The organism is Novosphingobium terrae, assembly GCF_017163935.1.
Taxonomy (GTDB): domain Bacteria; phylum Pseudomonadota; class Alphaproteobacteria; order Sphingomonadales; family Sphingomonadaceae; genus Novosphingobium; species Novosphingobium terrae.
The window spans coordinates 1,690,484-1,712,411 of record NZ_JABVZR010000002.1 but is presented as its reverse complement, the minus strand read 5'-3'; the positions used below and the strand labels follow the sequence as shown (position 1 = coordinate 1,712,411).

The 21,928-nt window shown below is 62.2% G+C and carries 17 protein-coding genes and 2 pseudogenes; 5 read left to right on the top strand and 14 right to left on the bottom strand.

Annotation, left to right across the window (positions count from 1 at the left end; all coding sequences use genetic code 11):
• Window positions 1-28: 28 nt before the first annotated feature.
• From HGK27_RS25535 to HGK27_RS31325, 4 genes are all read right to left on the bottom strand, one after another.
• A complete protein-coding gene (locus tag HGK27_RS25535) occupies window positions 29-454 on the bottom strand; it encodes a CopG family transcriptional regulator (RefSeq protein WP_206243642.1) in 426 nt (141 codons plus the stop codon).
• 13 nt (window positions 455-467) lie between these two features.
• The gene (locus HGK27_RS25530; protein WP_206243641.1) at window positions 468-2,525 is read right to left on the bottom strand and encodes a conjugal transfer protein TraG; all 2,058 of its coding nucleotides are present in this window, start codon (window positions 2,523-2,525) and stop codon (window positions 468-470) included.
• Between the two features lie 206 nt (window positions 2,526-2,731).
• Complete coding sequence (gene rlxS / locus HGK27_RS25525) at window positions 2,732-4,696, bottom strand: relaxase/mobilization nuclease RlxS (RefSeq protein ID WP_206243640.1); 1,965 nt, start codon at window positions 4,694-4,696, stop codon at window positions 2,732-2,734.
• 358 nt (window positions 4,697-5,054) lie between these two features.
• Window positions 5,055-5,189, bottom strand: a complete 135-nt coding sequence (locus tag HGK27_RS31325; protein ID WP_274617183.1) for a hypothetical protein — start codon at window positions 5,187-5,189, stop codon at window positions 5,055-5,057.
• Between the two features lie 372 nt (window positions 5,190-5,561).
• Here HGK27_RS31325 and HGK27_RS25520 point away from each other — a divergent pair, with 372 nt between their 5' ends.
• Window positions 5,562-5,837, top strand: a complete 276-nt coding sequence (locus HGK27_RS25520; protein ID WP_206243639.1) for an HU family DNA-binding protein — start codon at window positions 5,562-5,564, stop codon at window positions 5,835-5,837.
• Between the two features lie 53 nt (window positions 5,838-5,890).
• Here HGK27_RS25520 and HGK27_RS25515 read toward each other — a convergent pair whose 3' ends face one another.
• Both HGK27_RS25515 and HGK27_RS25510 read right to left on the bottom strand, forming a co-directional pair.
• Window positions 5,891-6,211 (bottom strand): DUF736 domain-containing protein, encoded by a 321-nt coding sequence (locus tag HGK27_RS25515; RefSeq protein ID WP_206243638.1) that lies wholly within the window; start codon window positions 6,209-6,211, stop codon window positions 5,891-5,893.
• Between the two features lie 389 nt (window positions 6,212-6,600).
• A complete protein-coding gene (locus HGK27_RS25510; RefSeq protein WP_206243637.1) occupies window positions 6,601-6,924 on the bottom strand; it encodes a hypothetical protein in 324 nt (107 codons plus the stop codon).
• A 251-nt stretch (window positions 6,925-7,175) separates the two neighbouring features.
• On the opposite strand from HGK27_RS25510, the gene HGK27_RS25505 reads away from it, so the two are divergent.
• Complete coding sequence (locus HGK27_RS25505; RefSeq protein WP_206243636.1) at window positions 7,176-7,406, top strand: hypothetical protein; 231 nt, start codon at window positions 7,176-7,178, stop codon at window positions 7,404-7,406.
• Between the two features lie 67 nt (window positions 7,407-7,473).
• Here HGK27_RS25505 and HGK27_RS25500 read toward each other — a convergent pair whose 3' ends face one another.
• From HGK27_RS25500 to HGK27_RS31200, 7 genes and pseudogenes are all read right to left on the bottom strand, one after another.
• Window positions 7,474-8,274 carry a MucR family transcriptional regulator gene (locus HGK27_RS25500; RefSeq protein WP_206243635.1) on the bottom strand — a complete coding sequence of 267 codons (801 nt, stop codon included), beginning with the start codon at window positions 8,272-8,274 and terminating at the stop codon, window positions 7,474-7,476.
• A gap of 161 nt (window positions 8,275-8,435) precedes the next feature.
• On the bottom strand, window positions 8,436-9,230 hold the full coding sequence (locus tag HGK27_RS25495) for a hypothetical protein (protein ID WP_206243634.1): 795 nt from the start codon (window positions 9,228-9,230) through the stop codon (window positions 8,436-8,438).
• 123 nt (window positions 9,231-9,353) lie between these two features.
• Window positions 9,354-11,201 carry a ParB/RepB/Spo0J family partition protein gene (locus tag HGK27_RS25490; RefSeq protein ID WP_206243633.1) on the bottom strand — a complete coding sequence of 616 codons (1,848 nt, stop codon included), beginning with the start codon at window positions 11,199-11,201 and terminating at the stop codon, window positions 9,354-9,356.
• Window positions 11,202-11,336: 135 nt separating this feature from the next.
• On the bottom strand, window positions 11,337-11,744 hold the full coding sequence (locus HGK27_RS25485) for a DUF2958 domain-containing protein (RefSeq protein ID WP_206243632.1): 408 nt from the start codon (window positions 11,742-11,744) through the stop codon (window positions 11,337-11,339).
• Window positions 11,741-11,983: pseudogene (locus HGK27_RS25480) on the bottom strand (zincin-like metallopeptidase domain-containing protein); the annotation flags it as partial. The gene HGK27_RS25485 and the pseudogene HGK27_RS25480, both read right to left, overlap by 4 nt.
• Window positions 11,984-12,057: 74 nt before the next feature.
• Window positions 12,058-13,914, bottom strand: coding sequence for a reverse transcriptase domain-containing protein (locus HGK27_RS25475; RefSeq protein WP_206242959.1), 1,857 nt, complete (start codon window positions 13,912-13,914; stop codon window positions 12,058-12,060).
• 641 nt (window positions 13,915-14,555) lie between these two features.
• A pseudogene (locus tag HGK27_RS31200) lies at window positions 14,556-15,374 on the bottom strand (ArdC family protein); the annotation flags it as partial.
• An 849-nt stretch (window positions 15,375-16,223) separates the two neighbouring features.
• Here HGK27_RS31200 and HGK27_RS25465 point away from each other — a divergent pair.
• The 3 genes from HGK27_RS25465 to HGK27_RS25455 all read left to right on the top strand — a co-directional run bounded on the left by HGK27_RS25465 (window position 16,224) and on the right by HGK27_RS25455 (window position 19,255).
• Entirely contained in the window at window positions 16,224-16,802 is a 579-nt protein-coding gene (locus tag HGK27_RS25465; RefSeq protein ID WP_206243630.1) for a hypothetical protein, read from the top strand.
• A gap of 370 nt (window positions 16,803-17,172) precedes the next feature.
• Window positions 17,173-18,483 (top strand): hypothetical protein, encoded by a 1,311-nt coding sequence (locus HGK27_RS25460; protein WP_206243629.1) that lies wholly within the window; start codon window positions 17,173-17,175, stop codon window positions 18,481-18,483.
• Between the two features lie 94 nt (window positions 18,484-18,577).
• On the top strand, window positions 18,578-19,255 hold the full coding sequence (locus HGK27_RS25455; protein ID WP_206243628.1) for a hypothetical protein: 678 nt from the start codon (window positions 18,578-18,580) through the stop codon (window positions 19,253-19,255).
• A gap of 347 nt (window positions 19,256-19,602) precedes the next feature.
• Here HGK27_RS25455 and HGK27_RS25450 read toward each other — a convergent pair whose 3' ends face one another.
• The gene (locus tag HGK27_RS25450) at window positions 19,603-21,552 is read right to left on the bottom strand and encodes an ATP-binding protein (protein WP_206243627.1); all 1,950 of its coding nucleotides are present in this window, start codon (window positions 21,550-21,552) and stop codon (window positions 19,603-19,605) included.
• Window positions 21,553-21,928 lie beyond the last annotated feature (376 nt).

Here is a 21,928-nt window from a genome sequence, read left to right as displayed (position 1 = left end):
TCGGCCGACAGAGCCAGGGGCGCAGCACTCACGACCGGCGCTCCAGCGCCTGGGGCACGGGAAAGCTGCGCTGCCCTGCCGCCATGGCTTCGCCAACACGGGCGACAAAGGCATTGAAGCGATCGCGACCGACAGCACGCGCCGCGTCGTCGGTATCGGCCAGCGGGGCCTGCACCATCAGCTCGTAGCGGATGAAAAGAGCAAGGCTTTCAAGAAGCACATGGCCGTCGCGTTCAACCCTCCCCAGCGCCAGGGACATGCGGTCGAGCCGGTGGGCGAAGCGCTGTTCCAGATCGCTGGCACCTTGCCGGTTGAGCCAGGCGGTGAGTGCATCGGTGAGAATGCCGGATTTCGAGGCGCCCGGCCGGGCGGCCAGCGTCTCAAGACGCTGGCTCAAATCCTGGGGAAGGAACAGCTGGTAGCGCACAGGCCTGGATTTGCTCTGGGTGGTCATCGCCGGGTCTCCGTCAGAAGCTGGGCAGGGCATCACGGCCCGCGCCAGGGGTGTGGCCTTCGCCCTCGTTCATCGCCCGGGCGCGGGTGACGGCGGTCTGCTGGCCGGCCTGATCCATGGCGCGCTTGTCGCTAACCGGATCGGCGTCGTCGCGATCGAGACCGAGCAGATCGAGCTGGCGGGGCGGCTCGGGCTTGCGCTCGGGCTCTTCGATCGCCGGGTGGCGCTGCTGCTCAAGACCGCCGTCGCGCTCTTCCTTCGTTGCCGCGAGGCTCGCGGCCAGCCGGGCATCGGGACGGCGGGCGATGGATCCCCACGGATTGGTGCGGGCGGGCGGCGCGTCGGGATAGCGGCGAAGCCCCTTGGCCTTCACACTGAGATCGGGCACCGGCAGCAGCCGGGTCAGGAAGTTCTGATCGGCGTAATAGCGCAGCTTCTTGGCGCGGATCGGTTCAAGCCCGGCGATCATGACCAGCTCATCGGTGGCGGGCAGCTGCATCACCTCGCCCTGGGTCAGCAGCGGCCGGGCTGTCTCCTGACGGCTGACCATGACATGGGCCAGCCAGGGGGCGAGGCGGTGCCCGGCATAGTTGCGCATCGCGCGCTGCTCGGTGGCCTGCCCCAGCGCGTCGGAGATGCGCCGGGCGGTGCGCTCGTCATTGGTGGCGAAGGCGACGCGGACATGGCAGTTGTCGAGGATCGAATTGAATTCGCCGTAAGCCTTGTCGATCTGGTTGAGGCTCTGGGCGATCAACACCGCACGCACGCCGTAGCCGGCCATGAAGGCGAGACTGGTCTCGAAGAAATCCAGGCGACCGAGCGCGGGAAACTCGTCGAGCATCATAAGCAGCTGGTGCCGACCCGACTTGCTCCCCTGCCCTTCGAGCTTTTCGGTGAGGCGCCGACCGATCTGGTTGAGGATGAGGCGCACCAGCGGCTTGGTGCGGCTGATGTCCGAAGGCGGGATGACGAGGTAGAGCGAGCAGGGGCGCTCAGCTTCGACCAGATCCGCGATGCGCCAGTCGCAGCGCGAGGTGACCTCGGCCACGGTGGGGTCGCGGTAAAGCCCGAGGAAGGACATGGCGGTGGAGAGCACGCCCGACCGCTCGTTCTCGCTCTTGTTGAGGACTTCACGCGCAGCGGAGGCCACAACCGGATGAACCCTTGGCTTCCTGGGCGTGCCGAGGTGATTGGTGCTCATCATCGCCTTGAGCGTGGCGGTGAAGGGGCGCTGCGGGTCGGACAGGAAGGTCGCGACGCGCGCCAGCGTCTTGTCCTCTTCGGCATAGAGCACATGGAGGATCGCGCCCACCAGCAGGGAGTGGCTGGTCTTTTCCCAATGGCTACGGCGTTCGAGCGCGCCCTCGGGATCGACGAGGATGTCGGCGATGTTCTGGACATCGCGAACCTCATTCTCGCCGCGGCGGACCTCCAGCAGGGGATTGTAATGGGCGGAGCGGACATCGGTCGGGTTGAAAAGCAGCGTGTGGCTGAAGAGCGCGCGCCAACCGGCGGTGAGCTCCCAGTTCTCGCCCTTGATGTCGTGAATGACCGTAGAGCCAGTCCAGGAAAGCAGGGTCGGCACCACGAGGCCGACGCCCTTGCCCGAACGGGTTGGCGCAAAGGCCATGATATGCTCGGGCCCGTCGTGACGCAGATAGCGGCCGCCCAGCGCGCCAAGGAAGATGCCTGCGTCCCTGTGGAGCCCTGCCCGCTCGACCTCACACGGCTCTGCCCAGCGCGCCGAACCGTAGGTGGTGACGTTCTTCGACTGCCGCGCCCGCCACAGCGATCCGAAGATCGCCGCGCCGCAGCCCATGAAGCCGCTGGCCCCCGCGATCACCCCGGACTGGGTGAAGATGTGGGGGGCGTAGGCGTCGAAGTGATACCACCAGACGAAGATCGCCCATGGCCGATAGAGGTGGATCGCGCCGATGCTGAACCAGGGGCTGCCCAGTTCCGGCTGATAGGCCAGATGCCAGGCCGCCCACTGTGTGGCGAACCAGATACCGGCGAGCACGATCGAAAACACGACCAGAATCTGGCCGAGCAACAGCTTTGTCGGGGTCATGGGAGGTCTCCGAGAGGGAGGCTTATTTCCTGCCTCCCAAGAGTCGCATGACCCGCCGGATGAGCGTTAGGGTCTCTTCGTGGTCCCGAACCTACTTTTTGCTGTCTCTCACGACCCGATGCCGGAATATGCCACACACGATCGCCTTCGAGCGTTCGCCACGAAGTCCCGATTCGCCAGGCTTTGTTGCGATCGGCCACGTCTTGTCATGAGATATTTGGACCGCCTCGTTCAGGACCAAAATTCCAGCTTATGGGCCCCTCCCGCATGATGCCGGACACCGTCTGGCCGATACGGCGTTCAAGAACCTCGCGCCAAGGCACCAGCGTGAAATCACGCGACCGCTCGACGAGGGCGTGCTTGCCGCTCGCCAGTTCGATGCTGCGCAGCAATCGCCCTTCGATCCGTTCGCCCGGCTTCATCTCGACAAAGGGACGCTCCAGAACCTTGGACAGACCGCTCGCCACACGCAGCAATTCGCGGCGCCGTAAGACCTCCAGCATATCCTGCCGGTAGGTGGTCTGCCCTGCATGTTCTCGCGCCAGATCCTGCTCGATGAGCCATTGCCGCCGCGCGATGAGCGCCGTGCGCAGGTCCTTGCCAAATCCGGCATCGCGCAGAGGCATGGGTGCAGACGCGGTCAGTTCCCGATCCAGCACCGTCGCTGCATCCAGATCGGCCAACTTGCCCAATGGCAGGGGGGACAGGGTCTCGACATCGACAGGCCGGTCGCGCTGTTGCCGGGCTTCGAACGCCGTAACCTTGTCGAGATGATCGGGCGCGATCACCCAGCTCCCATCATCCTCGCGGTCGATGCCGCGTGTTATGCGACGCATGGCTTCCAGCCGCCGGACATGAGTCTGCGCGAAAGCCTCGCTGACCTGCGGGTCGTGCCGCAGGTGGATATCGAGGCTGTAGCGCCCACCATGGGCTGCCGCGACATCCATGATGGTGCGGTCGACGTCCCGCATGCCTGCCGAGCGCGGAGCGATGCGCACGATCGCGCCGGTGGGCAACGGACCGGTCGCCTCTCCTCGCCCGATCGGCGCATAATGGGTGCGCCCATCGATCGCATCAACGATGAGGTAATGGCGATCCTCAAGCTCATCGGCGAGGCCCCGCATCACGACCCGCCCGACGATGGGTCGGGCATTGGCGGCTCCCGGATCGTAGATGGCCTGATCGGCAGGAGAGCGCGCCAGCTTCCGCGTCGCCAGATCGCGCTGCATCGTGCGGATGATATCCCCGCGTTCCCCCATTCGGCGAAGCGTGCCCTCGAGATCGTCAACAACGCGCCAGCGATCCCCAGTCACCGGCTCGGCCAGCCCCATGCTCTCCAGCTTGCGCAACCGTCCGGTCCGCAAGGTCTGGTCCATCGCGCGCCCGGCATGGGAGGAGACTGTCCTTTCCCCATCCATGTCGCGCAGCAACTGGCGATCGATGGCTGTCAGCCGTTCAGCCTCCATATCGCGCATGAGACGCTGCTCGATTTCGAGGTCGGTCCGCGGCCCGAGATCGAGGGTCGCGATGCGCATCGCATGTTCGCGCAAACCATGCGAGATATACTCGCGGGCAATCACCAGATTCTGCCCCATATCATCCTTGCCGCGCAGCACGATATGGGTGTGGGGATGGCCGGTGTTGTAGTGATCCACCGCCACCCAATCGAGCTTCGTGTCCAGATCCTCTTCCATTCGTGTCATGAGGCGGCGGGTGAAGGACTTGAGATCGTCGTACTGGTCGCCGTCCTCCGGGGAGACGATGAAGCGGAACTGGTGACGGTCCTCGTCGCAGCGATCGAGGAAGGCGTCGCGATCTGCCTGATCGACCTCGGCGCCATAGAGCTGCCCGGGCTCGCCGCTACGGGAGACGCCATCGCGCTCGATGTAACGCAGATGCGCCCGCGCGGCGGCGAGCCCCTTGTTGCCCAGCAGGGTCAGCCTTGTCTTGACGATCACGCGGCGCGACCGGAAGGCGGCATGACGGTCCCCCGAAGCCAGCACGCGGGCACGCGCTGCGCCGCGCCCGATCCGGCTCCCGTCGAAGCGACGGCTGCGTGGCCCGAGCTTGCGCGCTGAACGCTGCGCCGCTTTGATGATCTGGCTGAGATATCGTTTGGGGGCTGGCCGACTGCGCGGCGGGCTGAGATGCGGTTTGAAATCGTCGTCCACGAGCTATCCTTCCGGACCTGGAATGACGCTCATGGCCCCAAGCATGCCACAGGGCGCGAAAGCCTCAAGGGGTCTCGCGCAATCGCGCCAAAACCTCCTGTCTTCTGGGCTTTTTCCGCTACCTGTCTCGCGGCGAAGGCGCCTATCTCGCGATTTTTCCTCAAAAAAGGATGTGCAGACAGCACCATAGCAAGATCGACGAGATCTTGCCTCTATCTTGCCTTCCCCGGCCCCCTCCCCTCAAGCCCCCTCGCCCTCCACCCTGCCCCTGACCGCCCTCCCCAGCGCCCCCGTCGCTGCCATGAAAAAAGGCCTCCGGGACGATCCCGACGGCCGCTTTCTCGCGCTGAATTCGCGCTCAATCCGGCCTGAGCTGGACCGCAAGCCGAGCGGTTGCATCCTTCAACTCGCGCTCGATTTTCCTGCGTTCAACGCGCGATCCGCATGCCGAAAGCTCCGCGCGCAGTTCCTCGATGTGCTGCTCAATAGCCATGGTGTGTCTCCTGCTCGTTGCACGATGGGAGGCGGGCCCGGCGGCGCGGGGTCTGTGTCAAGACCCGCGAAGCGGCCGCGCCAGCGGCGATGGGGGTCACGGTTTTTTGGGGGCGCCACTGTCGTATGGGCAGGAAAATAACGCCTGACCGCCCCCGAAAAAGGGTGGGGCCCCGTCGGTCTTGACACAGACCCCGCGCCGCCGGATCATCGCAAGATCCGGGCAGACAGCCTCTCACCACCCCGCCATCGCCAGCATTCGTGGTGGAAAAACCGGCGACAGGAGGCACGCCACGGGTGTGCCCGCATGGACGCCGCACACCGCCAGAGCTAGGAATAGCGGGCTTTTCTAGCCTAATGGAGAGTTTGAGACATGAACAACAGCGACCTGGCCGAGGGCCTTGCCGCCTCGCATGGCCTGACCAAGACCGCCGCCCGTGAGCTGGTCGATGCGGTCTTTGCCGCGATCACCGAGGCCGCAGCAAAGGGCGAGGAAATCTCGCTCAACGGCTTCGGCAAGTTCAAGGTGAAGGAAAGCGCCGCGCGTGAGGGTCGCAATCCCAGCACCGGCGCGACGATCCAGATCGCCGCAGCCAAGAAGCTTGCCTTCACCCCTGCCAAGGCGGTGAAGGACAAGCTCAACGGCTGATTGACCGAGTGATGCGCCCCCCGTGCGCTTCTGCCGCGTGGGGGGCGTCCGGTTTATTCGCCGGGATTCCAGATGATGGCGAAGACGTCGTCATCCTCCTGACCGGCGGCTTTGCCGAGGTTCGCATAGAGCGTCCGGCGTCCCAGTTCCGGGGCAGACATCGAGAGCCGGACATATTCGCGCTCGGACACTTCGCCAGTGCGTATCCAACCGGCGCCCAGTTCGACACCCCCGGCCTGCACGAGGTAATCGGGCTGGTCCCCGGTCTTCCGACGATTGGGGACGATGGTGATATCGGCGCTGACCGACAGGGTACGGATGCTTCCCTTGAAGCTGCCATCCTTGAGGCGCTGCACATAACCGATTGCGGGCATTGGTCTTCTCCTTGGCTTGTTCGCCCGAACCGCTTCCGGGCGATGGGCGAGCAAGGGGACGGCTGCAACGGACGCGCGAACCGTCAGGCCGCAGCGCAGCGGAGGACCGGAGCCGGGGGCTTATTTGCCGCGCGAGGAGCCCTGAAAGGGCGGGGAAATAAGTCTTCGGCGATGGTTTCGCGTGACCGTGGCCGTCCCATGCCGGAGCCCTGCCCGATGGCCGGTGAGAGCAAGGCCGTGGTGACGACCGCGCCGCGCAGGTTGCACCGAACCCGATGGCGGATGGGAGATGAACAGGCAGACCCGGTGTTCACAGCGGCACGCCGGTTCCAACATGGAGGATCGGTTCAGCCGGCTTCCACCCGGCAGGTCGCGCGTGAAACGGCGCGTCAGAGGCTGCGCAACTCGTGGCACAGAGCAGCGAATATTTCGAAGAAATGAGCCTCGAACCAACCCGCGCTCTGCGAAAAGGCCGCCACAGCCTCGGGCAGGTCAAGGGCGCGCGCCGCCGCCAGACCATCGGCAAGGAAGCGGGGATCGCGTTCGCGCGCCGCGACCAGATCGCCGGTTGAGCGCATGCTGCAGGACATCAGCCAGAGTGCATGGATCAGCCGCTCGCTCGGGATCAGCCCATCGAGGCCGACCGCCTGCGCATGCCGGTCGATGGCCGTGCCCCAACCCTTCAACCATTGCTCCCGACCATCGCTACCCATGAGATTGCCTAGTCAGAGGAACCGGGGTGGATCAAGATCGCTATCAACAGGAAAGCGGCCAACCGCGAGTGGCGTGTCACGCCCCTCGCTCAAGCGCTGACATGCTCATACCACTTTTGCCCCCACGCGGATGGCGATGGCCTGCCTTATAAAGCCGTGGAGATCGCTGGGGCTCACACTTGGCAAAGCACGCCGTTTCCATGAATCTTTGCCAGACGGGAGAGGCCTGATTTGAGGAAGGAGAAGAAGGGATGAAGGTGATGTTGGAGTCGATCCGGCGGCTGGTCGAACGGCTGTCCCCTGCCCCGATTTGTGAACCATGCATCGGCCGCCGTCTGGACCTTCCCATTGATGACGCGCTGCATGCTGCGCTGGGCGAACTGGCGGTGGAGCGGGGTTTCGACCGTGAAAGCGGATCATGCAGTCTGTGCGAAGAGCATGGACGCGTGATCGTGCGACAGGACAGAAGGCACGCGGCATAAAAACGCCGCCCGGTCCCCAGGGGGGCCGGGCGGCGCCGATTTTTCAGATTATGGGCGGAGACGCTTCTCAGCTCTCGACGGTCGCCTCGGGCGCAGCTTCCGGCGCGGGTGCTTTGACCGTGGTGGCCTTGCCGGGCTTACTGGTCGGCGCTTTGGCAACCTTGCCCTCAGCCTTTTTGGCAGTGGTTGCCTTCGGCTTGGAAACGGTCTTGGCAGCAGCCTTGCCCTTTGCAGGCGCAGCGGCAGCCTCCGTCACCGCAGCGGCATCAGCCTTGGGGGCAGTGGCGGTCTTGACCTTGACAGCAGGCGCCTTGGCCTTGGCAGGCGCAGCCACTTTCTTCCCGGGAGCGGGCACCGCGACCGATGCACCCGGCACCTCGACCTTTGACTTGGCGGCAGCGCGCTTCGGCTTGGACGAAACTTCGGTTGCCGGGACGGCGTCGGTCTTGGCAGGGGATTTGCGGCCAAGACCCAGCTTCTGCGCAATCTCGCGACGCTGTGTAGCGTAGTCCGCAGACACCATGGGATAATCGTGCTTGAGACCATAACGCTCGCGGTATTGATCGGGCGTCAGGCCATGCAGCGACAGATGGCGCTTCAGCGTCTTGTATTTTTTGCCGTCGATCAGGCTGACGATGTGATCGGGTTTGACCGAACCACGCGCAGGCACCTTGGGTTGATAGGTGACGGCTTCGGGTTCCGGCTCTGGACCGTTGCTCAAGGCCGTCACGGCGGCATGCATGTCCTTGAGGAAAGCATGCACGTCCTGCGCCTCGGGTTTGACATTGGGATTCTGGAGCCAGGCGATGGTGATGTCACCGGCCAGTTCGATCAGGCCTGCGACGTCATCGTTATTAGTATCAGCCATCAATCTTCCCTCATCTACTGAGGGAAACGATACCTAGACCTTCCGATCCGTTCCGTCAAATAATGTCCAAGAAGAAGCGCCGCCAGTTCCGTTCGGGAAGTGGCGGCGCGACTGTGTTCAAAGGCTCAATCATGACCTTCATAAAGGCAAGACAGGCCGGATCATTGGCTTATGCCGCGCATCAGAGACATATCCCTCGCCAGCCACTGGGCGCCTTCCGGCACTGATGCCAGACAAGACACCACCTCCACGTCGATCTCGAAATCGTCGAGGTTGCCGATGGCGATGCAATCGTGAAAAATGTCCTTCGCCGCTTCGATAATCGGTTCGTCATCGTCTGCTCGGCGGTCAATATCCGCCTGATCCAGAGCGATGGCATAAAGCCCCGGCACCGAACGATCCTCGATTTCAAGGGCGTCATCGGCAACTGATGCTCTAACTTTGACCAGACAGCAGGCGACAGACATGGCAGGCAATTCCCTCTCCGGACCGGGGATTGATTTGTCTGCGCCAATCAATTCGATGATTTCAAACGCCGGGATCACGAAGTCGGCTGCGTCATACCATACCACGATGCCATCGAAGCTGCCGAGGCTGTTCATTGTTTCCCGGTCCAACAGGACGCGGTCCGCGCCATCGGTGGCGATGTAGGAGATATCGCCCTCGCCATTGAAAAGCGCGCGTTGCGGCATCCAGCTGCGAGAGCCGTCGCACCAGCGCCGAAACGGCAGCCCCCGCGCGAAGCAGAAATCCTCAAGCCGGGAAAATTGGCCCAGTGCGACTTCATGATTCATGAGACAGAGGGACTTGCCTGCAACAAGCTGCGAGATTTCGAAAGGCTCGCCATCCCATTCGAGCGAGAGGTCTTCCTGCGCGATAAGGTCGAGAAATTCGGGAAGGTGGTCTGGCGACAGCCTGCCGCCGATGGTGATGAAGGCTGAAACACGCTCAACCATGATCGTTCTCCTCAAGACTGGGGGAAGGAGCCGCGCGGGACCATTGGTGGCGCGCGGCCCGGATCGTTCAAAATGCGCGAAAGCAGGGTGGGGATGGGCCGTGCGGCGCCATCCCCGACCCGGTCAGGCAGCGAGCGGCGTGTCCTCTTCGCCATCCTCGTCATGCTGCCCGGCCTCGGACTGTCCGTTGGGCAACGGGTTCACAGTGCCAGCGTCCTCTTCCTCGGTTTCGGGGTCATCATCGCCCCCCGCGAGCGCCTGCGCCGCCTGCCTGGCCCGCTCGACGGTGCCGACCCCGCCCCTTTCGGTATAGGCAGCAGGCGGGAAGTTCATCCAGCGCGGCACCCAGCCCTCGCGCTTCTCGCGGCCATCGGCCCCGGCGAGATGATCGCGGATGATGGTCTTGAGCACCTTGGTCTTTTCGTCCGCATTGGCCTTGGCGATGGTCGGACCGGCCACCTCCTCGACCATGGCGAGCAGCGCCTCGCGGTCGCGCAGCAACTCGAAGAAGGCGTCGTCGGCTTCCCAATCCACCGCCATATCAAGCGCGATATGCTGGCCAAGCAGCTCGACCATGCCTGTACCCGAGGCCAGCGTTTCCCCCATGACCACGGTGAGCACCTGCATCACCTGCGCATCATCGAGTTCGAGCAGCCGCGAGAAAGCGGCCGCAAGGCGGCTTTCGCTGCCATAGCCAATTCCGGCAAGCGTGGCCGCTTCGCCGTTCAGCCCCATCAGCGCCAACACATCGCGCCGCACCGTGTCGAACTTGATCTCGCCCCAACTGCATTCGACACTGCCGCGAATGGCGTGATTGCGCGTAGTCTGCGGTTCGACCCTGACGGTCCAGAGCGGCGAACCGGCGATGGCATGGGCGACCATCAGCCGCAGGCTGAGCCCCGGATGACCGAGCAGCGCGGCGCGCAGCGCGGCATGGCGATGCAGGTCGATATAGGTCTGCATCATGCCGGTGATCTCGGGACGCACCGCCTTTTGCGCAGGCTCGGCGGCTTCGCCCTTGGCGAGGCGACGCCCCTCCTTGGCGGTGACATAGCCTTCATGGAAGGTCGTCTCGCCGCTGTGTCGCATCTCGATATAGACACGCCCGCCCTTGCGCTTGGGGGCTTTCACGAACTCCCAATCGCAGAATTGCTCGCCGCGCGACAGACTAACCACATCGCTCCAGCCCTCGTCGAGATAAGCGGCGCGGCGCTCCTCGACGGCCTTGGTCTGCAAGGCCCAGAAGGCCTCGCTGTCCGAGAAAAAGGACTCCTGCTCGAACAGGTCGGTCACGATTTTCGTCATGCCCTCGGTATCGAAGAGGGCATGTTTGACAGGGATCGATGCCCCGCCAAACAGCCATCCCTTCAGCTGATGGCCGGTGGGCACATAGGCGCTGTCATCATCGAGCAGCGCCAGCCATGCGCGCTGCTGGCTCTTGCTGGCCATGGTGAGATGGCGCACGGTGGAAACGTTGATTTCGCCCTTGCGGTAGAGGTCGCGGATGCGTGGCATCAGATTGCCCAGCGCAAGAATGCGCCTCACGCCCAGATCGGGCAGGCCGAAGGTCAGGCCGATCTGTTCGGGACTGCGCCCTTCCTTGACCAGCCGGGTGAAGCATTCCCAGCGGGTCACCTCGTCGGGATCGAGTCGCGCGCTGTTCTCGATCAGCGAGGCCTCGATGGCGTCGGCATCGTCGCCCGCTTCAAGGATGGCGCAGGGCATGGGTTCCACCTCCTGCCCGACCTCGCCGCGTTCTGCCGCGACCAGCGTGGCGGCATGAAAGCGCCGCGCCCCGGCGATGATCTCGAAGGTGTCGGGTGTCCCGTTGAGGCGCACCAGAATGGGGACGATCACCCCGCGCTGGCGCACGGTCGGCAGGATATCGGTGACATCGGGCGCTTTCTTCGAATAGCGCATGTTGGCCTTGCTGACGGAGAGCTTGCCAAGATCGATAAAGTCGAGTTTCATGGTACTTACTCCAAGCGAGTACCGGCCCGCATGACCCTCCAGGAACGGCGGGCCGGTTTTCAGTTTGAGCGGGAAGCGCCGCCCGCGCCTCTCGCGGATGCCACCGGCAGTCCGCGAAAAGAGGGGATCGCCGCGTCAGTGGAGACGCGGCAAGGGTTCGGGATCGATGGTGAGCAGCGCCATTTCCGCTTGGGAAATCGAGCCGAGTTCGCGCGCCTTCTGCGCCCAGACCGAGAGCGGATGCCGGGTCAGGAAATGCTCGTCCCGCTCGATGGTGAGGCCAAATGGCAGGCGCACCCGCCCGATTTCCCACAGGCTGAAAAAGCCCAGCTCGGGGCAGCCGAACCCAAGGTCGGCCATGCCGAAAAGTGTGTCTCCATCCTCGTCCAGCTCAGTGGCGATCCATGTCGCGCTGCCGCAGGGGTTGAAGAGTTTGAGGACCGGCGCGAGATCAGGGTTCGGTAAATCGACACGCTGGGCGGCTATGTGGCGGGCGTGGTTGACGAGCAGGGCCACGCGGATGCTTTCAGGAAGGAGGATCATGCCGCAGCCCTCCTTTCCTCGCGCGCCAGATGGCCACCGGCTTTCGCCAGCCCATCGGCCTTGGCCTCTTCATGGCGGGTGAGCAGCCAGTCGGCGGCTTTGCTCGCCGCGCTGGCCGCGCGGAAGATCGCGCGGTTGTCCTCGCGCAGCACCTCAAGCCATGAGCCGAGATAATCGGCATGGCGCACGGTCGGCTCGATGCCCAGCGCTGCGCACAGGAAGGCAGACCCCATCTCGGCATTGGGTCGGGAGGGTCGTGCCTCGATGAGGACACGCCTCTCCCGCCCACCGAACCGGACGTGATAGTTTCCCATCATCCGGCTCTCCGTGCTTGCATGTCGCCGCTGTCGAGCGGCTTGAGTTGCCCGGCGTGGAGCGCCTTGTGGCAAGGCAGGCAGAGGACGATGCGTTTGCGCCGCCGTGCCGCCGCGACCTGTTTCCAAAGCGGGGTATTCTTCATGTCCGCCAAGCGGTGGGCATGGTGAACCTCACACGGATGTTCGGTCGAGCCACAATATTCACACTGCTTTGCCCGAAGCCGATCCATCACGTCCGAGCGCCCCTTCGTGAAGTGAGGGGTTGCCCAGCGATCAACTTTCGGCCCGAGGTTCGGCAGCCGGTCGATATGCTTTAGATTGAAGACAGCAACCGACCGTTCCTTCCCGTCCACTTTGAAGCGGACGGCGAGTCCATCCCGTGTCTTGAGACGGTGGGCGACCTGATTGACCGATAGCCGCAGCTTGAACGCCAGCGTTTTCAGCAGGCTGGTTTCCCAGAGGAACCACAGCTTGCGAAGGCTGAACTTCGCAACGTAGGCCAACCGGTAATAGTTGGCGAGCCCGCGCATCTCGGCGTTGTATGCCAGCACGATCTCCAGCATCGAGCTGTCGACCAGATACCGGCGGTGCATCGCTTTCAGACGCCCGAGGTCACCATAGCCCTTGCGTTGATTGAACCGCACGAGCCGGTCGTGCGGAACGCGGAGGTGAATGCGATCAGCCGGATCGCGCGAACGCACGACCCGCCTTCCTAGCTTCGTCCGCCGAACCCTGCTCCCGGTCACGGTGATAACCGTGTAGCCGAGGAACGTGGTCCCCTTCGACGCTTTGCTCAACCTGCTCTTTTCCGGCGACGCTTCGAGGTGAAGGCAATGACGGAGATAATCCGTCACCTGCGCCATCACATCTCGGGCATCCGCCTTCGAGCCGATCACACCAATGATGAAGTCATCGGCATAACGGCAGAACAACAGCCGTTTGAAGTTCGGGTCGAGCCCGTTCTTCGACGGCATGGTGGAGCGTTCCGTCTCCATCTCCCGGATCTTGGCAAGGACCGCCTGCGCCTCGGCCTCACGGCCTTCGCTCAGCAGCTTCTCGACCCGGAGGCGACGTTTGTACATGCCGATGGTAAGGTTACGGTATCGCGGATTATCGGCCCTTCGTTTGCCCCGGTCGAACCGCGCTTTCATCCCTGCCAGGAACTGATCCAGTTCGTGCAGATAGATGTTGGCGAGGATCGGAGAGACGACGCCACCTTGCGGCGTGCCGCTGTAAGTGGCGTTGAAGGACCAGTCCTCCATGTAACCGGCCTTGAGCATCCCTTCGATCAGGCTGATGAACCGCTTGTCGTCGATCTTCCTGTTAAGCAGGTCGATCAGGATGCTGTGGTCGATATTGTCGAAGAAACCGACGACATCGACGTCCACCAGCCATTTCACGCCAGTCCAGGTGTCCTTGATATGCTCAAGGGCGGTGTGGCAGGATCGGCCTCGCCGGAAGCCATGCGAGTGCGGTGAGAACACCGGCTCGTATATGCGTTCCAGCAGCAGCTTCACCGCCGCCTGAACCAGCTTGTCGCTAGCCGTTGGGATGCCCAGTGGGCGTGTTTTCCCATTGGCCTTGGGGATTAAGACCCTACGCACGGGGGCGAAGCGGTAGCTGCCGTTTGTGATTTGCCCGATGATCCGTTCGACCCGCTCTAGGGAGAACCCGTCGAGCGTTTCGCCGGTGACGCCGGGCGTGAGCGCGCCTCGGTTGGAGGCGATCTCGGCATAGGCCTGCTCCCACAGGAGCGGGTCTGCCATCATACGCGACAAGCCATTGATCCGCTTGCCCTGTCTCGACAGGGTTGGGATCGATTCCAGTCGCCGTTGCAAGGTATCGGGTAGCATCAGCACGCCCACCCTGTTGGCTGACCAGTCTCGCAAGCACTGCCGCCCTTCACCCGACCAGTGAGGAGTCCCGCACCGGTTGCCCGGCAACTTTCATCCGTTGTCGTCCATCCGAGGATGGCTGTCCGGGGCATTACCCCCGGCATTTGGCTACTATGGCGGCTCTGTCGCCATGTGGGTCGCTGACGCTCCCATTTAGGCGATCCCGTGTTTACGCGAACAAGGAGATGCGATGCGGTTAGGCGCTCCGTTCGTCCCTTTGATCCCACCGATGGCGGGCAGGCCGTGCCGACTGGGCCGGGAGCGCTTGGTTGCCACACTCCCTTCATTGACCGGTTCTCATGCGCAAACCGGTTTCTGCACGGTGCGGCGTTGCAACCATCGCTACGCCGCCGTCGAGGATAAAACCCTGAGGACTGGAGTTCAGGCAGTGTAGCTTTCGCCGTACGCACCTTGCGATGACCCGCCCGACCTACGATGGTTTCGGCAGTTTGGGCCTTTTCCCGACATGCTATGGTCCCGTTTCCCTTTCGGGATTTCAGCCGGCTCATCACCGGCACCGGTAAGTCGGGGACGCATGGATTTTCCCAGCTATCCAGAAGACATGTCTTCACTCCTTTATTCGCGCCGACACGGCGCACCACCAGTTCCTCACGGGCATAGTCCTTGCTGCCGAAGGCGTTCCGGATGTTGCGACCCAACCGGGACGTGTGGCCCGTCGCATGGGTCAGTTCATGCAGCGCGGTGCGATACCAATTGATGGGCTCGAAGAAGGCAAGCGGCGGGGGCACCTGCACATAATCGGCACCGGGCGCATAGAACGCTTTTGGGCCGCCAATGTGGAATTCCACCCCCGATGCGGCGATAACCTCATCGCCCACAGGCGCGATGCGGGCCATCGGCAAGGGGGCCGGATCGCTGGCCAGCCCCTCGCGCAGACCCTCACATTGCGAGACATTGAAGACGGTGAAACGCTTCAAGAAGGGAATGGTTTTGGCGTCCTCGCCGCTGGCCTGCGCCCTTTCGCGCTCGGCTTCCGGGGTGAAGCGGTCGGCATAGACCACGGTCACGCCATGCTCGCCCTTCTTGACGGTGCCGCCCGCTTCCTGTGCCTGCCGAAAGGTGAGCCAGCTTTGTGAGGGATAGCCATACTCGATGACCGCGCCCCACAGGATCAGGACATTCACGCCCGAATAGCCCCGCCCGGTCACCGCATTGCGCGGCATGCCGGGGGCCACCACCGCGCCCGAAGCATCGGGCTTGCCCCAAGGTTGAACCCAAGGAAAGCACCCGGCCTCAAGCTGCGCGATGATGCGGCCCGTCACTTCGTCATAGAGATTGGCGCGGGAAGACTGCTCCCCCGAAGCCTCACGACACGCCCCGGCCTGTGAATGATGCGCAGACCTCTCGGCAGACACCCTGCCCTTGCCACATGCGCGAGATTGGCGATGTGCAACCATGGCTATGCTCCAAACGCCACCCAAAACCCCCATGGGCTCCCCCGGAGCGGGGGTGGGCGGCACAAGCGCCCTCAGGCGGGCCCATCAAGCCGGGCCGCACCCCTGGGCCGGAACGTCAGTGGAGGAGCCGGTCGCTTGCGGCCGGCTTGCGGCCTGGCTGGGCCCGCCTAAAAGGGCGCGCCGCCCACCCCCGTTCCGGGGGCGCCCCTTCAAAGACGCCGCCGTGCCCGCAGGGCGCGGCGCCCACATCACCCTTCACCCCCTTCGGCCCAGCGATCGCCACCCGCAGGGCCGGGACACGCTTTCGCGTGGCCCGGGGGCGCCGTTCTTCGCGGCGCCCCAGAGCGCGATCGCGGCTTTGCCGCGAGGGCTCCAACATGTCCGGTGTGAAGATGAAGGTCTCAGGCACAGGTCGTGCGAACCGTGATGGCTCGGCCCGACCTGATAAGAAGCCGGATGCCAGATCTTCCAGGCATCATCCCGCGGATCGCAATGGAAAGATGACCGGACCACGGAGCGATCCATTGTCCGGACACCCTCTTCGCAATGCATGCCAAGAAAGGAGGGGCAACGCAGCACGCAGATGCTGCATAAGACGCAGGGTGGTTGATTTGCAATGCGACAGCGCCCCTCACCGCGATCTATCCTACGCACGCCGATAAGTGGATTTATCCTTCAAACAGCGGACAGCATAGCATCCATGGATCCGCATCTATCTCAAAAGAGCATACCCAAGCTATATCTCATGCGCAGCCAACCAACCGATGCTTATACCGACTACGAATAACAAGCCCTCTTATTCATATCAACATTGAAGCCAGACCCAATAAAATACCGCCATATGTTGACATGCCTGACGATGTTGACAATTCTCATGTCATGAGACTCTCCCTGACATCCCTGTTTTCCAAGCGCCGTAACCAGGAACATGGCAAACCGCCGCAAGGTGGCCCGGACCAGGACCTCCTGATCCAGGGCGTTCTGGTGGATCCCTTCACCAGGCAGATTCACAATGTCGTCGTTCCGGACTATGCCAAAACCAGGATTGGCGGGCCTGTCGATCCGGAAGCGGCCAACCGCACATGGGATGTATGGTACCGTCTGGTTGCCGGCGATCAGCCCTATCATCGTGGCGGAACGGCATTGCGCTATGATTGCCGGGCGATCATAGACGACGAAGGCTTGCTGCGGGCCGAACCCGCATTCTGGCGTATCAGGTCGGGACCGCAAGAAGACTGGGTCATGCGTGCAGCACGCTATCTCATCTTGGGAATGTCGCCCGACCGCGAGATCGATGGGTATCATGCCGTCCGTTACGAATGCGATTGCCCCAGTGATCTTGGCCTCGATTTTTGGCTCAGACATGTTGAGTGGATCGACTATGCCGAAAGACATGAATGGTGTCGCGAGCGCGGGATAAGGAGCTGAGAGGTTCGAGGCCTAAATTAAGTCTGCCCTTTGCCTGCTGCTGCTTGAACGACCTGTGCGGAAGGTAACGGCTGCCAGTACACCCTCAAACGCTGCACAGCTTGCAGATTGACTTGTCCCGCCTTCGCGCGGCACACGTCGGCAGGCAACTTCAGACCTTTATGCGAGGTATCCCTGATGGATGACACATGGTGGCCCGACCTCCTGAAGCATATCGCGGAGGAAGATCCCTGGAGCCAGCCCATGGTCACGGTTGCCGAGATGCACAGTTTCGAGGCGCCCTATGACGGCCTGCGCTGTTCCTGGACGGCTCTTGTCTCACCGGCCGACCTGCAGCGGCTCGACGGCAAGCTCCATACATTGGGCGACGATGTCGAGACCAGCGCCCCCCCTCTACAAAACGCCGCATCTCACGCCCGCACGGGTGCAGGTCTCGCGCGACCACCTGCAGGATTACCTGACGCTGCGCGGCATGGTGCAGGTCTATATGGAACTGCACTCCGGCCCCGTCGATCATGTAATCGAGGCCGCACTGGGCGACGAGACCCATCTCGACCTTGTGTTCAAGGACAGGAGCATGAGCCTGCGCCGGGGGCGGCGAGATGGCTATGACGTCGAAGTGCGCGGCGCCCACATCCTTGCCCGCCCCGGCCCCCTGCCCATCACCGGCGATACGCTCAACACCGACGGCCTCGCATGGCCCGGCCTGCCGCTCCCCCTCACGAACCAGCACGCAAGGCAGCTGAGCGTCGGCGACGACATGGTCTATGTCCGCGACGCGGTGCTGGCGGCCTATGAGGGGAGGCCCGATTTCGAGATCAGCCCCGAGCGAGCCGGCGTCGCCTGCGGTGCGCAAAGGAGCGTCGACTATGTCACACGGATCGGGCGCGATCTGCTTCAGCTCGAAGCGCGTAAGCTCTATGAGGGCGCGCCTGAGCGCACCATCAGACACTGGCACAGCTTCGCGGTCGAACCGCCCGCTCCCCAGGATCTGGCCACGATGCGCGCCCAGCCCAATGTCGCGACACGGGCGAAGGATCTGACCGACGCGCTGACGGCCCTTGGCCAGCAGCTCGTCCGCCTTGCACGGGCGCTGGACATCGATGATCTTGAGGCCGTGGATTTCATCGGGATGGACCCGGCCCAGCGACAGTGGAGCGGCTGGTGGAACGCCCCCTTCGTGGAGGCCATCACCCGCCATATCCCGACCGACATGACGCAGGCGGACTTACTGCAGCGCTGCCTCGAACTCGACAAGGTCGCCATCGAGGCGCTCGGGGAAAGAGCCCTGCGGCGGCTGGTCAACGCCATCGGCAAGCAGAGCGACACGAACAAATTCAGACGCCTGAAGCTGCTCGATCGGCTGCTGTGCCTCGCGGACCTCGCCAACATCACCGGCCAGCACCTGGCCGGGGCGCGCACCGACATCCTCGACCGCTTCAACGAAGACGGCGCCCGGTCCAACCAACCAGTCAGATGGCTTTTCGCGCTCTCCGACCTTCCTCAGGTGGCAACCCATCGCAAGACGCCCAACACGATCCCCGACACTCTCGAACGCCTGAACCTCGATCCAAAGGCGACAAAGTCGGGATGGGGCACCACGCTCGACAGCATCTACGATGCCGCGATCATGGATCTTCGCCATGCCTGCGTGATCCTGGATCAGGCACTTGGCAGCTAGGCGGCGTGGACACATTCAAATTCAGTTAGCAGCGGTCTGCAGGTGTGCCCCCATAGCAATTGCCCTGATGTCTCAGGACGGATATGAAGCGGCCATGACCCGCAAGCCCATCTCAAAGCAAGTCGAGACAAGCATTCTTCTCAGCTCTAGGCGACGTTGCTGTATTTGCTTCGGCCTTAATCGTGACACGGGTCTGAAGAGCGGCCAGATCGCTCACCTCGACCATGACAACTCGAACAATGCCGAAACCAATCTCGCATTTTTGTGTCTGAACCATCATGATGAATATGACAGCCGGCCATCCCAGAAAAAGGGGATGACCATTACCGAGGTGAAGGCTTTCAAGGAGGAGCTGGTGACTTCGCTAGGGTCTGCGTTCTCACAACCCGTTCACTTTGGCGAACTGACGACCCCTTCAGTCGACCCTTATGCTGGAAAGTATGTCCGTTTGGGGTCCAGTCCGGACAGCGCCGAACTTCTGCTCACACCGCTGCCCGACACCTACGAAGGTTTAGCCCTCTATTATGTAAGCGGAACTGCTCTTTGGGGAGCAGAGCGACCCCAAGGTCCCAATTTGGGCATCGTCGGAGAACTGGCGGTTATGCATGACCCGGGCGTTCTCGAACTTCGTCATGGAAATGCCCGCGACGACGAAACTCGCATCACAACAATCCGTTTTCTGGAACCGGGACATATCTCGGTGAATCAAAACTTCCACTTTGGCGTTTATGGAAACAACGTTCGCTTTGATGGAACATATAAGAGAGCATAACAGATTCACAAACAAACCAGCACACTGCGGTGCATGGAATAATTGCACCTCAATACCGTTGCTTGCCAAGCTGAAGATTAACGGGTCAGATCTACGACCGGCAACGCCTTTTCGAATTCATTTCCACCCAGAACCAACTGCTTTTGACGTCGGGTCAGGGGATAATATCTGCGCGGACTGTCGTTGGATGACCGGACGGTTGTGGTGACTGGCATGACCCCTGTCGCGCCGATGGGCAGTGTAGACGCCTTTCGTTCAGGGGGCCGGCACACAGCACCGAGCCAACGAGTTAGCTCCAATCACTACTGGGCATGGTATGGGAAATTTCGTGATGAGCCTGTCGACAATCAGGATTTCATGACGGTCTGGGCAAGCGCGCTGATACGCTTCTCGATGTCGATGTCAGACACCTCGACCTTGAGCTTGTCCTGAATGGATTGGTGGCGTGCCTCACTCTCACGAAGGATTTCCGCCCATGTCTTGACCCAGAGCGTATAGTTCTCTCCCGTCTGGGCGATGCCGCGGGCACGACCTGACTGATTGATCCGTGCATCGACACTGTCGTCATATTCGCTGGTGACGAGGTAGAAATGCCAGGTCGTGTTGGTATGGGAGAAGTCGGGCAGCTTGCGCAGTGAGTTCATATAATCCTCGACCTGGTCGAGTTCCTTGCGCCCGATCTTGAGGGACGGGCGCTTTAGTTCCACAAGCAGGTATTCCCGCCGGGTCTGATCCGGTCCGGGCACGACACGTCCAAGGAATTGGTCGACGCGCCCCCTTTTCCCGTCCGGTTTCCTGATGTCCTTTTTAGGGCCCTTCTTGCCGGTCCGCTCCTCGGCAACCCGTTCCATCACCCGGCTGAGGCCAGCCTCGGGCAAGGTGAAATGGAACTGTTCTCCAAAAAGCCAGGTGTTGTCGCGCACCAGCGCGTCGAGCTGCCCACGCTCCTTCGCGGACTGGCGGTACTTGGGCTCGAAGACCATCGAGTTCAGGGTCTGGAGGGTCATGACGCGATCGGCGACGAGGCTGGAGGACGAGATGATGTTGCCCAGTTCCGTACGCTGCAAGAGCTCGGAGAAATCGTTTTGCTGGCTCTTGGGGAGATTTACAACAGCGCGCAGAATCGTCGAGAGCGCGTCTGGGTTATGTTTGACTGCCTCCTTGAGGAAGGCAAGCGTCATCCGCTTGACGCTGCTGTCTGCCCTGGAGAACTCGCGCGAATAGGATGATACCGCATGGGTCGCCAGATCGAAGACCTGCCTTTCTCGCTTTTCCACCTCATTGTCCGGCTCGCCTTCGTAAGGGTAAGCGCCTTGTTCCTTCAGTTCCTGGATCAGGCCTTTTGCCATATCGGCCTGACGTTCGCGGAAGTAATCCTTCAGATTGCCGCGAATATGCTCAAGGACGTAGAGAAAGTCCGGGTCGTTGATACCTTCAAGATCAAGCAGATTGGCGTCAGCCAGTTCGCGAAAATAGGCGCTATAGGCATAAGCAGAAAACACGAAACTGGGCGCCTGTACATAGGCAGCCTGTGAGCCCAGAACGATGCCGTTGTCCCCTCCGAAAAAGATCTGCCGGCTATCCGTCGGTGTGCTCCATTCAATCACCTTCAGGCGAAGATCCTCAATGGTGCGGCCGGGGCATACGATCTTCCCTTGCGGGATGTCGTGCATCTTGTTGATTGTGATGCGCGGGTCGACCGTGAAGCCGTTGTAGGAAATCTCGACGTCCGGATATTGCAGGATATAGGGCGCAAAAATCGTGCTGAACTGGCGAAATGAATCCTGACTCGACAACTTGTCGAACGTCTCCTTGAGCGGGGACAGATCGACCGTGGTGCCGGTTGGGACATCGGTTTCCACAATCTCGGAGAGGTCGGCATTTTCCAGGTCGTTGGCCTGAATCGTCAGGGTCAGCGCCTGTCGCTGCCCATTGGCTTCGGCCACGGTCCTCCATTGTGCGCGGCGGGCGATCGAGTAGAATTTAAGGCGACCACGCCCTTCTTTACCATGGACGGCGCGCTCGTGGGTGCGGGTGCGCACGGCCCGCCGTTTATGCGAGTCTCCCAGATGCTGGAAATCATGGACGGCGCGTTCCTCGCTGATACCATGACCATTATCCGAAATCCGGATCGCAACAGTTCCGCCCAGGCCATTGGTCTCCAGGACGACACTGACCTGTGTCGCATCAGCATCGAGAGCATTCCAGACAAATTCCGCGATCCCTTTGATAGGGTCCCGTGTGCTTGCCTCCTTCTCAAGGAAATCCTGTTTGGCCTGGAGGCTGAGCTTCGTCATGGGGTGTCCTGATGGTGGAGACGCGTTGTAGCCTCATTGCTCAGAATAGGCGAGAAATTAGAAGGCTGGCGGGGCCATTTTCACCTGCCGTCTACAGGGGGCGAGGTTCAGTCTTCCGTGAGTCTTTCGGCGATTGAACCGCACAGGATTTGCCGGAGGGCACTTTGGAAGAGATGAATGTAAGGCAGCTGTTGAGGGGGTGATTGGAGGTCCCGTTTGGCCATCTCCCGCGATCAGTTTAGGGAAAGCTGCCACTTGGGAAGGGCGGCAGGATCTGTCCCACTCAGGCCGTACCGTTAGAAGTTCCTTTGCGGAAATGCTCAGACAGGCAGGGCCGCCGAACCGTCAGCCAGCGATCTCGCCATATTCGGCCCGG

What these genes read in the sequence shown, in the direction of transcription:
- HGK27_RS25535 (WP_206243642.1), bottom strand. Translation starts at nt 454, where the DNA reads ATGACCACCCAGAGCAAATCCAGGCCTGTGCGCTACCAGCTGTTCCTT.
- HGK27_RS25530 (WP_206243641.1), bottom strand. Translation starts at nt 2,525, where the DNA reads ATGACCCCGACAAAGCTGTTGCTCGGCCAGATTCTGGTCGTGTTTTCG.
- HGK27_RS31325 (WP_274617183.1), bottom strand. Translation starts at nt 5,189, where the DNA reads ATGGCTATTGAGCAGCACATCGAGGAACTGCGCGCGGAGCTTTCGGCA.
- HGK27_RS25520 (WP_206243639.1), top strand. Translation starts at nt 5,562, where the DNA reads ATGAACAACAGCGACCTGGCCGAGGGCCTTGCCGCCTCGCATGGCCTG.
- HGK27_RS25515 (WP_206243638.1), bottom strand. Translation starts at nt 6,211, where the DNA reads ATGCCCGCAATCGGTTATGTGCAGCGCCTCAAGGATGGCAGCTTCAAG.
- HGK27_RS25510 (WP_206243637.1), bottom strand. Translation starts at nt 6,924, where the DNA reads ATGGGTAGCGATGGTCGGGAGCAATGGTTGAAGGGTTGGGGCACGGCC.
- HGK27_RS25505 (WP_206243636.1), top strand. Translation starts at nt 7,176, where the DNA reads ATGAAGGTGATGTTGGAGTCGATCCGGCGGCTGGTCGAACGGCTGTCC.
- HGK27_RS25500 (WP_206243635.1), bottom strand. Translation starts at nt 8,274, where the DNA reads ATGGCTGATACTAATAACGATGACGTCGCAGGCCTGATCGAACTGGCC.
- HGK27_RS25495 (WP_206243634.1), bottom strand. Translation starts at nt 9,230, where the DNA reads ATGGTTGAGCGTGTTTCAGCCTTCATCACCATCGGCGGCAGGCTGTCG.
- HGK27_RS25490 (WP_206243633.1), bottom strand. Translation starts at nt 11,201, where the DNA reads ATGAAACTCGACTTTATCGATCTTGGCAAGCTCTCCGTCAGCAAGGCC.
- HGK27_RS25485 (WP_206243632.1), bottom strand. Translation starts at nt 11,744, where the DNA reads ATGATCCTCCTTCCTGAAAGCATCCGCGTGGCCCTGCTCGTCAACCAC.
- HGK27_RS25475 (WP_206242959.1), bottom strand. Translation starts at nt 13,914, where the DNA reads ATGCTACCCGATACCTTGCAACGGCGACTGGAATCGATCCCAACCCTG.
- HGK27_RS25465 (WP_206243630.1), top strand. Translation starts at nt 16,224, where the DNA reads ATGCCTGACGATGTTGACAATTCTCATGTCATGAGACTCTCCCTGACA.
- HGK27_RS25460 (WP_206243629.1), top strand. Translation starts at nt 17,173, where the DNA reads ATGTCGAGACCAGCGCCCCCCCTCTACAAAACGCCGCATCTCACGCCC.
- HGK27_RS25455 (WP_206243628.1), top strand. Translation starts at nt 18,578, where the DNA reads ATGACCCGCAAGCCCATCTCAAAGCAAGTCGAGACAAGCATTCTTCTC.
- HGK27_RS25450 (WP_206243627.1), bottom strand. Translation starts at nt 21,552, where the DNA reads ATGACGAAGCTCAGCCTCCAGGCCAAACAGGATTTCCTTGAGAAGGAG.